The sequence below is a fragment of the Hyphomicrobium sp. genome (assembly GCF_036262015.1).
Taxonomy (GTDB): domain Bacteria; phylum Pseudomonadota; class Alphaproteobacteria; order Rhizobiales; family Hyphomicrobiaceae; genus Hyphomicrobium_C.
Genome location: NZ_DATAJR010000008.1, coordinates 569,995 through 583,222, shown reverse-complemented (window position 1 = coordinate 583,222; position 13,228 = coordinate 569,995). Strand labels below are relative to the sequence as shown.

Annotated in this window: 13 protein-coding genes; 4 read left to right on the top strand and 9 right to left on the bottom strand. The window is 61.1% G+C overall.

Annotation, left to right across the window (positions count from 1 at the left end; all coding sequences use genetic code 11):
• Positions 1–2 precede the first annotated feature (2 nt).
• Positions 3–1,658: a cyclic peptide export ABC transporter gene (locus VHO05_RS11485; RefSeq protein WP_329646718.1), complete on the bottom strand. Its 1,656-nt coding sequence runs from the start codon at positions 1,656–1,658 to the stop codon at positions 3–5.
• Between the two features lie 279 nt (positions 1,659–1,937).
• Between VHO05_RS11485 and VHO05_RS11480 the strand changes: the two genes are divergently transcribed.
• Both VHO05_RS11480 and asnB read left to right on the top strand, forming a co-directional pair.
• Positions 1,938–2,228, top strand: a complete 291-nt coding sequence (locus tag VHO05_RS11480; RefSeq protein ID WP_329646717.1) for an acyl carrier protein — start codon at positions 1,938–1,940, stop codon at positions 2,226–2,228.
• A 120-nt stretch (positions 2,229–2,348) separates the two neighbouring features.
• The gene (asnB, locus tag VHO05_RS11475) at positions 2,349–4,349 is read left to right on the top strand and encodes an asparagine synthase (glutamine-hydrolyzing) (RefSeq protein WP_329646716.1); all 2,001 of its coding nucleotides are present in this window, start codon (positions 2,349–2,351) and stop codon (positions 4,347–4,349) included.
• Here asnB and VHO05_RS11470 read toward each other — a convergent pair.
• Genes VHO05_RS11470 through VHO05_RS11450 form a run of 5 tightly spaced genes read right to left on the bottom strand, consistent with a single transcriptional unit; the run spans position 4,313 to position 9,066 of the window.
• Positions 4,313–5,074 carry an enoyl-CoA hydratase/isomerase gene (locus VHO05_RS11470; RefSeq protein ID WP_329646715.1) on the bottom strand — a complete coding sequence of 254 codons (762 nt, stop codon included), beginning with the start codon at positions 5,072–5,074 and terminating at the stop codon, positions 4,313–4,315. The two genes, asnB and VHO05_RS11470, sit on opposite strands and share 37 nt — an antisense overlap.
• A 2-nt stretch (positions 5,075–5,076) precedes the next feature.
• A complete protein-coding gene (locus VHO05_RS11465; RefSeq protein WP_329646714.1) occupies positions 5,077–6,309 on the bottom strand; it encodes a beta-ketoacyl synthase N-terminal-like domain-containing protein in 1,233 nt (410 codons plus the stop codon).
• Positions 6,290–6,535 carry an acyl carrier protein gene (locus tag VHO05_RS11460; protein ID WP_329646713.1) on the bottom strand — a complete coding sequence of 82 codons (246 nt, stop codon included), beginning with the start codon at positions 6,533–6,535 and terminating at the stop codon, positions 6,290–6,292. The genes VHO05_RS11465 and VHO05_RS11460 overlap by 20 nt, the downstream gene beginning before the upstream one ends.
• 18 nt (positions 6,536–6,553) lie before the next feature.
• Positions 6,554–7,804, bottom strand: coding sequence for a hydroxymethylglutaryl-CoA synthase family protein (locus VHO05_RS11455; protein ID WP_329646712.1), 1,251 nt, complete (start codon positions 7,802–7,804; stop codon positions 6,554–6,556).
• Positions 7,801–9,066: a cytochrome P450 gene (locus VHO05_RS11450; RefSeq protein ID WP_329646711.1), complete on the bottom strand. Its 1,266-nt coding sequence runs from the start codon at positions 9,064–9,066 to the stop codon at positions 7,801–7,803. Before VHO05_RS11450 ends, VHO05_RS11455 begins: the two co-directional genes overlap by 4 nt.
• A 240-nt stretch (positions 9,067–9,306) precedes the next feature.
• On the opposite strand from VHO05_RS11450, the gene VHO05_RS11445 reads away from it, so the two are divergent.
• The gene (locus tag VHO05_RS11445) at positions 9,307–10,113 is read left to right on the top strand and encodes a metallophosphoesterase (RefSeq protein WP_329646710.1); all 807 of its coding nucleotides are present in this window, start codon (positions 9,307–9,309) and stop codon (positions 10,111–10,113) included.
• Positions 10,114–10,116: 3 nt separating this feature from the next.
• On the opposite strand, the gene VHO05_RS11440 is transcribed toward VHO05_RS11445, so the two are convergent.
• Complete coding sequence (locus tag VHO05_RS11440; protein ID WP_329646709.1) at positions 10,117–10,890, bottom strand: 4'-phosphopantetheinyl transferase family protein; 774 nt, start codon at positions 10,888–10,890, stop codon at positions 10,117–10,119.
• Here VHO05_RS11440 and VHO05_RS11435 point away from each other — a divergent pair.
• Positions 10,834–11,742: a thioesterase II family protein gene (locus VHO05_RS11435; RefSeq protein WP_329646708.1), complete on the top strand. Its 909-nt coding sequence runs from the start codon at positions 10,834–10,836 to the stop codon at positions 11,740–11,742. The genes VHO05_RS11440 and VHO05_RS11435 overlap by 57 nt on opposite strands.
• Here VHO05_RS11435 and VHO05_RS11430 read toward each other — a convergent pair.
• Positions 11,723–13,006, bottom strand: a complete 1,284-nt coding sequence (locus tag VHO05_RS11430; protein ID WP_329646707.1) for a prohibitin family protein — start codon at positions 13,004–13,006, stop codon at positions 11,723–11,725. The two genes, VHO05_RS11435 and VHO05_RS11430, sit on opposite strands and share 20 nt — an antisense overlap.
• 26 nt (positions 13,007–13,032) lie before the next feature.
• Positions 13,033–13,227 (bottom strand): hypothetical protein, encoded by a 195-nt coding sequence (locus VHO05_RS11425; protein ID WP_329646706.1) that lies wholly within the window; start codon positions 13,225–13,227, stop codon positions 13,033–13,035.
• Between the last annotated feature and the right edge of the window lies 1 nt (position 13,228).

The window sequence follows — 13,228 nt, the reverse complement described above, 5'->3', positions numbered from 1 at the left end:
GGTCAGCCACTCTCCGCTGCTGCGAGACCACCTCCGCTGGGGACCATTGCGCCGACATCGAGCGCAATGCACCGGTCGGCACAGGTCCAGTAGCGGTCGTCATGAGTGACCGCGATTACCGTCTTGCCGGTCCGCTTCATTGCGGGAAGCAGGACTTTATAAAAGACATCGCGGAACCACACGTCCTGGTCCGCTGCCCATTCGTCGAAGAGATAGACCTCCCGCTGCTCCAGCAACGCCACCACCATGGCGAGACGCTTGCGTTGGCCGGTGGAGAGCTCCTGTGTCGAGAACTGTCCGTTCTCGAACGTCACCTTGTCTTCGAGGCCCATGTAGCGAAGCAGCATGGCGACCTGCTCCGGATCCACGTTCTCCAGACCGTAAAGGCGTTCGAACAGGTGAAAATCGGTGAAGATGCAGGTGAACATCTCGCGATAGGCCTGCAAGGTTGCGTTCGTCACCTCCACGCCATCAACGCGAATGCTACCGCCGTCGGGCTGATAAAGGCCGCAGATCAGCTTCAAGGCGGTCGATTTTCCGCTGCCGTTTCCTCCGATCAGGAAGACGACCTCGCCGCGTGAGATTGTCAGATCCCACGGACCCGCCTTGAACAAACTCGCACCCGTGTCGGTTCGATAATTGAAAGTGAGATGATTGAGGGCAATTTCACGGAACGCTCGAAAGTCCGGCGCGTCGGCATTAGCAGCACCCGGTTGCGAAGCCGTGCTGGCGTCGAGACGTTTCTCGAGCGTGTAGACATGGGCAAGACCGACATTCGCCTTGTCGAACAACGGAGCAGCAGACGTCACCGCTGTGACCGGTCCGACACAAAAAATGGCAACCGCGACGATCTTGTAGATCACATCCGTGTAGCCGCTGAAGAACACCGGCAACACGAATACTACGACACCGACCAGAACATAGAGAAACGCGTTGCTGAACAGGAGAAGCCCCACCCACGTGCGCCCGATACCGACCAACTTGGCTTCGAGGTCCTCGACGATACCGACGAATGTGCGCTGAAGCGCATCGTTCTTGTCGGCGTTGAGACGGATCTCCTGAAAGCCCTCGGTGAAATGCGAGAGCGAATCCAGCATCGCAGCCTCTTGCGCGTGCACGCTCGCCATGGCCCGCGAAAGCTGGCGCCGCCGGATCCAGAACATCAGGAGGCCAACGCTCGTCACGCCTGAAATGATCAGGAATGAAATGCCGGACAGGTAGGCGATGTAGCCGAGGCAGAACGCCAGAAGGCAGAGGCTCTGAGCCGCACTGACAAGAAGCGGGAAGCTCTGCGAGAGATGGTTGGTTTCCTGAACGACCGTCGTATAGATCTCGCCGCGGCTGAATTGCTCCAGCGAGCGCAACTCCGCATTACGGATTTTCTCCAGGAGCCTCGACCTCAAATCAGCCAGCCGGCGCTGCAAGAGGCGATTGGCTTCCCGAAGCGATATGCGGTCAGCCACGTAGAAGATCGCAAAGGCGAGGAGATACATGATCACCAGTCGCAGCTCGACCGGCTCTCCGAGCACGGCCATCTCCGCAGCGGCATTGATCAGACCGATCAGCACCACGTTTCCGAGCCCGGCAAGACAGGTGATCAGGAACCCGCTGCGGAACGTCTCGAGCGATCCCGTGGAGAGCAAGCGCAGCACATGCATATCTTACGCTCCACGCCCCCCCGACGATGGCTCGCGCCACTTCCGTGTCCGCAATCACTCCCGACAAAGTGCGGTTGCAACTTGCACCTAACTAAAACGGAGCCGGAACCTCAAGGCGCTGCTCTCGTGCAACAAGGCTTATCCCCATGAGATCTCAAGGCCCTAATCGAGGGACATTTCCGTTGCCACCCGCTGCAACGGTCAACTAAATTCAGACCAGAGATTCGCGTGTCTCGTCCCGCGTAAAAAATCGTTCCCTTCCAGAAGGTTGCGGCAGCCATGAACGCAAACGAGAAGATACGTGCCTTCATCGAGGAACAATTCCTCGTCGAGTTCGATGAGACGTTTACGGAAGATGCGGATCTTTTCCGCGAAGGCGTGATGGACTCGTTTGGCTACGTCCAGCTCCACCGCTTCATCGAGCGCGAATTCGGCATCAAGTTCACAGAAACGCAGTTGACGGAAAATCTGCTTGTAAGCTGCACCCAGATTTGTGTGTACGTCCTCCGCGCCATCGCTCAGCGAGGCGCCACACTAGACGCCGTTCAGAACCAAGCTCTTCGCGCCTAAAGTCCCGACAAATCGACGAACCAAACCCTTCGTGCCGCGCGCACGCAGCCAGAAGCAACTGCTCCGGACCAATAATCCGTACACGCTTTCGCCGGACCCGATCACGAGGCTCATCCCTTCATGTGCGGCATTGTCGGCTTCTTGGCTCCCGATCGGGACAGCCGCACGTTCGATAGCATCCTCGCTGGAATGCTCTCAGCAATCTCCCACCGCGGGCCGGACGCTGCGGGCGGCTTTGTCGATGACACCTGTGCCATGGGCACGGCACGATTGAGCGTCATCGATCCGGCCCACGGCGCGCAACCCATGAGCGACGAAAGCGGCCGCTACTGGTTGTGCTACAACGGCGAAATCTACAACTACCGCGAGTTGCGCACGGAGCTTGAAGCGAGAGGGCGCGTGTTCCGCACCCAGTCCGATACGGAAGTACTCCTTCAAGCCTGGATCGCGTGGGGCAAGCACTGCCTCCCGCGTCTCAACGGTGGCTTCGCGTTCGCAATCTACGACCGCGAAACCGGCAGTCTTGTGCTAGCCCGCGATCACTTTGGCAAACGCCCGCTTTTTTATGCCGAGCATGACGGCGGCCTGCTCTTCGCCTCTGAGATGAAGGCATTCCTCGCCTATCCCGGTTTCACGTTCGAGCAGGACGCCACAGAGATCGCGTCGATCCTCGCCCAGTGGACTCCCCTTCCCCATCAAACGGGTTTTCGGGGGATCTCAAGCCTCGGTCTTGCCGAATGGCTGGAGATCTCGGGCGTCGCCATCACGCGGCGTAGCTATGACACAATTTCCTTCGATCGCAGCCCTGAGATCCGCACGAAAGCGGAAGCCCTCGATCGCATTCGACACACACTTGCTGAAAGCGTGCGCCTCCGGCTGCGCAGCGACGTCGAGGTCGGCGTCTATCTCAGTGGCGGCCTCGACTCGTCCATCATCGCCCTGCTCACGAAACACCAATCCGAGCGCGCACTCAGAACCTTCTCGATCGCCTTTGAGGATGCGGCATTCGACGAGTCTGAGGCCCAAGCCGAGCTCTCGGACTTCCTTCACACGGACCACACATCTCTCACGATCGGCCACGCGGACATCGTCGCCAATTTCGAGGCTGCGCTCTATCATGCCGAGGTGCCTGCATTCCGCAGCGCCTTCGTCCCAATGTACCTGTTGTCGAAACGCACGCGCGACGCAGGCATCAAAGTCGTACTCAGCGGCGAAGGTGCCGATGAATGCTTCCTCGGCTACGACCTGTTCAAGGAAACGCAACTGCGCGCCGCCTGGAACAGCCTCGACGAGGCCACACGGGCGAGCCGCATCGCTGCTCTCTATCCGCATCTCGACCACTACGGGCCGCAGGATCTGGCGGCCGTAACCGGCCTCTACCAGCAGTTCGCGAGCGAGCGCTTGCCCGGCATGTTCTCGCACGAGTTACGGTTCCAGAACGGCCGCTTCGCGACGCGCTTGATGCGGAACGCGGGCGATCCCTTTACGGCGATCACCGGATGGGCCGCTGGAGACCCTGGTTTCGCGACGATGAGCGCCGTGGAAAAAGCGCAGTGGCTGGAATTCCAGACGCTCTTGCCCGGCTACTTGCTCTCCACACAAGGCGATCGCATGGCGCTCGCCCATGGCGTCGAGAACCGCTGCCCATTCCTCGACAAAGCGGTGTTCGATCTCGCTTCGTCGATCAATCTCCGCTTCGACGATGGGTACGAGGAAAAAAAGCTGTTGCGCGAAGCGTTTCAGGACAGCTTGCCGCCCTCTATCCTGCGCAAACGCAAGTTCCCCTACCGCGCGCCCGACAGCGCCGCATTCGCCAGCATCAAGCCGGACTGCCTCGACATCATCAGCTCGGATGCAGAGCTGGCCAAACTGCCGTATCTCGATGCACGCTTCGCGCGTGCGCTGGTGAAGAAGGTCACAACTCAGCCGGCTTCCGCGATCAGCACCAAAGAGAACCAGACTTTCATCTCCCTGCTCTCTCTGGCGTTTCTTCACCGCATGTTCGTCTCGCGCGAAGCCATGCGGACCCGCGCAGAGGTCCAGGTGACACTGGCTGATATGCGCCGCGTAGCCCTGCCCTGCCGTCACGGTTCCCAAGGAAACTTCATCTCCGTCACGTAGCGGCTGATGTTCCGCCGTACGGTCGGATCATCGAACATCGCCCGGTTTTCGGAAATGGCCATCGGCCGCGCGCGCGCAACGATATCCGACAATTCCGCCATGTAGCGCTTGTAGCGCCCCACTGCAGTCCCACTCAGTTTGCTCAAGCGCGGAAGGTACGCGCGCAAGAGCGCCTCGATGTCCTCGCCGACGGCATCGGCTATTCCGCACGCCAAGGCGTCTTCGGCCGTGATCGGCCGTGTCATGAGCGCCAGGCGATGGGCCTTCTGCACGCCCGTGCGCCGGATCAGAAACGGCAGCACGCACGCCGGAAAGAGACCGAACAGAAGCTCGGACAGAGAAAACGCCGCCGTGGGATCGCATAGGACGAAATCGCAGGCGCACGCCAAACCAACGCCTCCAGCGTTTACGCGGCCGCGCACGAGCGCAATGGTCACGAACGGCCCTGCTGCAAGGCGTGTCCAGAGGTTATAGAGAGCCTCGGGGTCGAGCGTCGCCCCGGTTGCAGCGGCTTCGAAGTCGCCACCGGCGCAAAACACCTCCGCCGCGCCCTCGAGAACCACAACGGTAACGGGCTTGTCCTGCCCCGACGGTTCGCACTGGGACACCGCATGGGCCAGCTCTTCGAGCATGCGCGCGTTGATGGCGTTGCCCTGCTCCGGACGATTGAGACGAATCCGGCAGAGACCATCCAAGAAGCGGACATCGAGCGTTTCGTAGCGCATACCTATCCTTCGCGCTCGACGGCCGAGAGAGCAAGAGCCGTATTGATGCCGCCGAAGCCGAACGAGAGGCTAAGCGCATGACGGACATGGCACCCAAGCGGTTCGTCTCTCACCCAGCGCAGATCCAGATCGATTGGATCGTTGAGATGGCGTGTGGGATGCAGTCTGCCCAATCTCATCTGAAGCAACGTCACCGCCGCCTCCACTGCACCTGCAGACGCGATGCCGTGACCGAGTATGGATTTGGTCGCATTGATGGCAGCGGCTGTCAGCCCTGCCTCGCGATAGGCCGCCACTTCCGTATCGTCCCCGAGTGGGGTGCCGGTCCCATGGGCGTTGATGTAGTCGATGGCGCCGGGCGTCAAATCTGCATCGGCAAGCGCCGCCCGGATAGCCCGCACTTCGCCTTCGAGTGACGGATCGGGTCCACGATGGCCATCTGCGATGTGCGCATATCCCGCGATGCGCCCATAACACTCCTGCCCGGTTGAGGCCTCATCGCGCTGAATCACGAGAGCCGCTGCGCTCTCACCGAAGAGAAACCCGTCGTGCATCCGGTCGAACGGACGGCAAGAGTGCATCGCCGGATCGCGTGGCCCTAGCGCGCCCATCACCTGTAACGCATGCAGCTCAAAGTACGACAGATCCTGCAAGGCCCCCACGGCGATGCAAGCATCAACTTCTCCGGATGACACCAGCGACGCTGCGTGCATCACCGCAATGGCGCCGCTCGCGGACGCCCCGCCAACGGTATAGGTAACACCCCGAATTCCAAATGTTTCAGCGACAAGCCCGCAAACGTCAGTATCGAAGAAGGAATATCCCAGATGGGGCGAGACGACGCCCTGCCGCCCGCGAGCGTCTTCCTGTGCGAGCAGAAGCTCTCGACTTTGGAGATTGGAACCGCCGACGACGAGCCCGATCCGCTTCCCATCAAGCTCACCAAGACGCGCCTCCGTCCACGCCTCCTGCACGACAGCCACGGTCACGCGGCCCGCGAGCCCCGCCGTGCGCGCGACCCGTTTGCTGAGAACGTCCGGCGGCTCCGGCACCTCGGCGCCGATGAACGCTGCATGCGGATAGGGAGGCTGGCGTCCCGGCCGCTTCAACGGTCCGAATAAGTTACGGCCGCCGAACAATCCTTCAATGAGACTGTCCTTGCCGTAGCCGAACCCAGTCGCGACACCGAGCCCTGTGACGACGGGCGCGGTTCGCTTAGCCAGCAAGCTTGGCATGGAGAAGATCGGAGAGTTCGCCGATATTGCGGGCGCCATGGAACTCGCGGGGCGGAGCCTTGAGCCCGAGAGTATCGAGCGTCAACAGAAGCACTTCGCTGCGCTCGATGGAATTCACGCCGAGATCAGCCATGGAGTCCGCACGCGTAAAAGCGTGTCCCCCGAGCTCCGGAACCACGTCGCGGATCTGGGCTAGCAACGCAGCAAAAACAGCATCCGGCCCCATACTTCGTCCCCCAAAGACCTACACCCAACGGTACTTGCGATGATAACCGGAGATGGCGTCTAGCACCAACCGCGGCGCTCCCGCGCCGGTCGCAATACCCGGCAGACTTTCCGGCTTGAGCTCCGTGTCCCGCGTCCCGAACCGGACAGCATCCGTTCCACGCAATATGTTCTCGTACTCGGAAATGGACAACCGGTGCCGCCGGTCGAGCGCCTTCGCGATGCCCATCTTTGTAAGATGCTGCGGCGCCTCTCCGGGCACGACACCGCTGAAGAACTCCGAGCAGCACCCGGAGCCATATGAGAAGAGCCCCACACGCTGTGGCTCGCCAATGTCGCCAGTATCGATCGTTCCGGCCAATGCAAGGAATACAGAGGCGCCCGCGGTATTTCCGACGCGCTGGCCGTACGCCAGGCTCGGCACCATGCGCCGCTTGAAATCCGCCTCGATCTCGGCAACCGGCACCTTGCAGAGCTTCCGCATCAGATGGCGGTGAGCGCCCTTCACCATGCCGCCGAACGGCGTGTGAAAGCATAAACGATGGAACGTCTCGCGAAAGTCGGCGCCGTCCACGCGCCTCGCATAGTCGAGATAGGCATTCTCGCAGCACTCGAGGTAAGCCATCAACGAGAGATCTGCGTCCCCCGCTTCCGTATCGGGACCGGGCCGGCACGTATCCATCACCTCGAAGGCGTGATTGCCGTATGCACCGACATCGATCCGGAACAGATGCGGTGTGTCGCTGATCAGCATCGCCACCGCCCCTGCACCCGAGCTGGGCTCGGAGTAGGCCCATTCCTGGATCGCGTTAGCATCCGCGAGCGCAAAGCGCGAGATATCTGTCGCGATCACCAGCGCCTTGGCGCCGCGAGACGTCCCGGACAGAACGAAATTGACTGCGGTTTGCAACCCCGCGGTCCCGGAATAGCAGGCCTGCTTGACCTCAAACAGGCGGCAGTTCTTCTGCAAGCCGAGATGCGCGTGCACATATGTGCTGAGCGATTTGCCGAAATCGATCCCAGATTCCGTGCACGTGATGATCATCTCGATGCGCGCCCGTTCCTCCTCTGGCAAGGCATCGACGAGAGGTCGAGCGGCGTTGACCGCAAAGCTGACCGGATCTTCGCACGGAAGCGCGACCGTCTTTTCGCGCATCATCAGATTTTCGAAGCGCTGAATGTCGAGACCACGATAGGTGCAGAGTTCTTCGACGTCGACGTACGCCGCGCCGCCGTACACATTGAGCGCCTCGATGCCAACCGCCGTCATTGCGCCCCCCCCACCCGCACCGGGAGGCATTTCAACCCGCGCGCATTGATCCGATCAAGCCGCCATTCGGCTGGACCCGCAAGCGCGAGATCGGCAAACCGATCAAGCAGCGCGCCGAACGCAATCTGCGCTTCGAGACGCGCCAATGACGCACCGACACAGAAATGAATGCCACCACCGAACGTAGCGTGTGCGTTTCCGGCCCGGCCGATATCGAGCACATCAGGACGTTCGAATCGACGCGGGTCGCGATTGACTGCGCCGATCAATCCCAGGATCGGCGCCCCCGCCGGAATCCGGCACCCTCCAACCTCGATGTCGTCCAGCGCAATACGCAGGATCATGTTTCCGCCGGGCTCGACGCGCAGGAACTCCTCGACCGCCGTTCGCATCAACCCGCGATCGGCACGCAGCCGCGCCAGCTCGCGCGGGTTTTGCAGAAGCAGGAGCAGGCCATTCCCGATCAACGTCACGGTTGTTTCGTGGCCGGCAACAAGCATGGACACGAGGTTGACGAGTGTCTCCTCCTCATCCAGCACACCGTTCTCTTCCGCCGCAAGCACACGTCCCATAAGACCCGAATGCGGACAGCGGCGGAGGTCAGCGAGGTGCCCCCGAAGAAATTCGTTAAAGGCTTCCAAAGCGTCCAGCGCTTCGCGCTTTTGATCAGGCGTCATCATGATGTCGCCGATCTTGATGAGCGCCGCGCTCCAGCGCGCGATGTCAGCATCCATGCGCGCGGGCATGTCGAACAGATTGCAGAGAACCCGAAGCGGAAGGGGGCCGGCGAAAGCCCCGATCATCTCGACCAAACCCTTTTCGGGCATCGCGTCGAGTAGTCGATCCGCCTCCGCTCGGATCATGGGCTCAAGCGCAGCAACGGCCTGCGGATGGAAGGCCGGCTCGTAAACCCCGCGCATGCGCCCGTGATCCGGCGGATCACTGTTGATCATCTGGGGCTGAAAGGCCGTAAACAGCCTATGGCCAATAGGATCTTGCACGGAATACTCGGGGGCCGACCACCCGCCAGCCCACCGGCGCGTATCCCGGCCAGCACGGCTCGATTTCGCGACCTGCGCGAATTCCTTGTGCCCCAAGACGAAGTAAACGCCGGACGCGGCGTCATGCTGGACGGCGCCCCGCGCACGCAGCTCGGCCAGTCGCGCATATGGGTCTTTGAGAAACTCAGACGCCGTCAGCAAGGACCACCAGTCGAAAGCCCTTTGGTCCCCAATCGTCGGATCGGCGCAGGACAGATCCATTACCGGAGCATTCCCGTACACGGGCGGACAGAAAGGATCACCCACATGGTGCAAATACTGCGGCCTTCCGCCGAAGTAGCAGTGCACAGAAACATGGCATAGTCCCCCTTGTCGGCGGCGAACGGCACTCGCTTGACCTTTTCGCCGCATTTTGGGTACGCCGATTCCGGTCCGAGCGGAAAGCGCAAGGCCCACCGGCTCGCACCTGCATACGTTTCTTCATTATGAGGACATTCGCGCGTGAAGCTGCTGGCGATCAGCGATCTGCATCTCAACAGTACCGCAAACATGCAGGCCCTTACGGAATTACCTGCATTTCCAGACGACTGGCTGGTCGTTGCCGGAGACATTGCCGAAAGCCCGGACCGGTTCCGCGAAGGGCTCGAGCTGCTGCGCGACCGATTCGCGAAAGTAATATGGGCGCCCGGCAACCACGATCTGTGGACTGTCCCTGGTCCCCTCGGCAGAGGCCAGCAGAAGTACGAGGCGTTTGTCGAGCTCGCCCGTGCGGTCGGCGTTATTACGCCAGAGGATCCCTACGCCGTGTGGACCGGCAGCGGCGAACCGTCCGTCGTCGTCCCGACGTTTCTCCTCTACGACTACAGTTTCCGGCCGGATGACGTACCCCTTGGAAAAGTGATCGAGTGGGCCCGCGCGGAAAGAGCCGTTTGCGGGGACGAGTTGTTGCTCGATCCCGCACCGTTCGCATCACGATCAGAGTGGTGTCACCACCGCTGCTGCGCAACGGAGCTGCGCCTCGAAGAGCTCGGCATCGAAGTGCCGAAGATCATCGTCAATCACTATCCCCTTCGCCGCGACCTCGTGCACCTCCCGCGTATCCCGCGCTTTTCTCCATGGTGCGGAACCGTGCTCACCGAAAACTGGCATACCCGTTTCAATGTGCGTGTTGCCGTGAGCGGCCACCTCCATGTGCGCCGAACCGACTGGCGCGATGGAACGCGGTTCGAAGAGGTCTCGCTCGGCTATCCCTGGCAGTGGGATGAGCGGCGCGGGATCGCCGCCTATCTGCGCGACATCTCGCCTTGAGCGTCACGCGAGCTGGTCGGCGAGCGCCAACAGGTCGGGAACCGTGACGCGCGCCATCTCCACGAACACCCTTGCTGGATCGGAGTGCCGGAGAGCGAGCGCAAGAAGATGCGACGACGTCGGCTTGTAGGAGCGCAAAAGCCAGCGGGACGGATCCTCGACAATCGGATCTGAAAAGTGAATGGCGAGAGGATCCAGGGTCAGCGCAAACGCCTGCAACGGAACCGACAGCCCTTGGCCCACGGCCTTGATGAAGGCTTCCTTGAGCGTCCAAAATCCGAACAAGGCTTCTGGAAGATCCGCTGGTGGCGTTTTACGCAAAATGGCGACCTCAGCCGGCGCGAACGTGCGCGCAGCGAGATCGAAGCTGAGCCGTTTGGGATCGACAGCCTCGACATCGATCCCGACCTCGTTCTCCAGCGTCAACGCGACAGCCACCAGCCCACGTGTGTGAGACAGATTGAATCTCAGCTGAGGCAGCCCGGCTTCCGGAACCACCACCGGCTTGCCGTGGGGATTTGTAGCAAAGCGCCAGCTATTCGGCGGGCGCGACACCTGCCCCGAAAGCAGGACACGCGCCAGGGCGTGAGCCGCGATATACGCTTGCTTGTCGCGCTCGAAATGGAAGCGTCCGGCCCGCGCGCACTCGGCATCATCCAGAAGCTGAGATAGCTGGTCCCACAAAGGCTCCGCAACGTCGTCGATCGCCAGCCAGCGAACATGGACGACAGCTGTGGACACACGGGCGCGAAGGTCGGGAAGTTTTTGTCTGGTCACGACACCGTTCTACTATGGCGCGCTCCGGCAGAAAATCCCGGACAGGCTCAAATTCTCTGTACCCCGGGAAATCCGATGTCCTCTTGGTTCCTTTGCCACACCCGCCCGGCCGCGCGCCTCAAACTGTTTTGCGTGCCGCACGCCGGACGCGGTGCGTCACTGTACATGCCCTGGCGAACTCTGCTCCCGGACTGGATTGAACTGAGCGCCGTACAGCTTCCAGGACGCGAAGGCCGGCTCAAGGAAGCCCCCCTCAAGAGCATTTCAGCAATGGCAGATGCCATGGCACGAGAGATGGAGCATCGCCTCGATCGGCCCTATGTCATGTTTGGACACAGCATGGGCGCGCTCGTTTGCTTCGAAATCACGCGTTCGATGCGGCAGCGAGGCCTGCCGCTCCCCAAGGCACTCGTGCTATCAGGCCGGCGCGCGCCTACCATTCCCGAAGAGGCCCCGCCGATCCACAACCTACCCGATGCCGACTTTGTCGCCGCCATGTCTGCGCGCTACAACGGCATTCCGCAGATCATTCTCGATCAACCCGACATGATGCGGATGCTGTTGCCGATCATGCGCAGCGACATCGAAGCTATCGAGACCTATCGGTATAGGTCAGAGGAACCGCTCGCTGTCCCGTTCTTCGTGTACGGCGGCCACGAAGATCCGCAGCTTGCGCCATCCAACGTGACCGGTTGGGCTTTGCTCACGAGCGGACGTTTCGAACAACGTCTGTTCCCCGGCGGTCATTTCTATTTGCAAGATGAGCGCGACACGCTTGTCGAAGCTCTGGTCAAGGACGTGGCGTCTCTTTCCTTGGCCTGCGAGGGAAATGTTAGCGCGGGCGTTCGTTAGGCCCAACCACGTCGGCCGACGCGGACGCTCCGGGCGAAGCGGGCTGCAGGCGATAACCGAACGCATTGGCGAACGAGCGAAGAATATAGGGCGGCGTGTCGCTTCCCGCAGGTTCGTTCAATCGCGCCGAGGCCCGCGGCTTCGCGGCAGGCTTTGCGTCATCTTCATCCCCCTCGTCCACACCTGCAGGGTTGATGAGCCTCTCCAAGGACGTATTCGTAGCCGGTGGACTCATATCGACCGAGCCGGCAATCTTTCCACCCTGCTCGGCATCTGCCTTTTGCGCCTTGGCCGGCTGGGCTGGTTCCGCGGCAACCGATGGCGCGCGACGCGATGAGGAATCGTCCGTGTTGAGGATGAGCGGAAGCCCCTGCGAGCCACCGCCGACGATCACGACTTTCGAGTTCGGGGACGTCGCAAGCTGCAGCGTCGCTTCGATGCCGCGCCACTTCAGGTAGGCATCGGAAATGCCGGCCTGCACGGTCTGCTGGAACGCTTGAATGCCCTGCGCCTCGATCTGCTTGCGTTCACTCTCGAGCCGCTCGCGCTGGATACGGAAATTGTACTCTTGAGAAATCTGCGCCTGCTCCAACTTGCGCTCGATCGCCGACCGGAGCCGGAAAGGCAGCGTGATGTCTTTGAGCAGGATATCCGTCAGCGTGACATAGTCGTCGGTGGCCATGTCGCCACTCTTGTTGCCAATCCTATTAACGGATTCACCAGGCGCCTCCGCGGCCACAGCCTGCAGTATTTCCCGCTGGATCTGCGTCCTGCGCGACGAGAACAGCTCTTCGATATTGTATTGCGAAATGCGCTCGCGCAAGACGGAGCCGACTTCCGGCACCATCAAGACATTGAGATAGTTCGGCCCGATTTCCTTGTGCAGACGAGCCAGAGTTGCACGATTGAGCTGCCAGCGGAATGAACTCCGCACGGTCACCTGCAGCCCCTCGCGCGCGATGACCTCGTAAGCCTGATCGTGCTCCTGCACGCGCATGTCGTAGATAAAGATATGGTCCCACGGGAAGACGATGTGCAGCCCTTCGCCCAGCGCCCCGAGCTGGGTCTGCGTTCCACCGAAGAAACGCAGCCAAAGAATGCCGCCATGGCCGGAGGGGATGGTGATGAAAATACGCGGCGCAAGAGCGGCAATAACGAACATCAAAACCAGCAGCACGAGCATCACGCCACGGCGCTGACGCTCGAGCCAGCCTCTGGTCTTGGACCAGGCATCCGGAACTGCCCTTAAAGCGATATCAGCCATGAGAGAACCGGCGCTTCATCGCCATGTCAACTCCACCACGGCTTCTTGACGACCATGCCTCTCGTGTCCACGACCACCGGGCTTGCCATGATCAGAATGATCAACGCCACGATAGGCGTGAGGATCATGGACAGCAGAAAATAGAGAAAGAAGCCACCGTTGCGGCCAATCGCCAGCACGCCGACGATTATCGAGAACAGGATGTATAGTCCGATGACCATA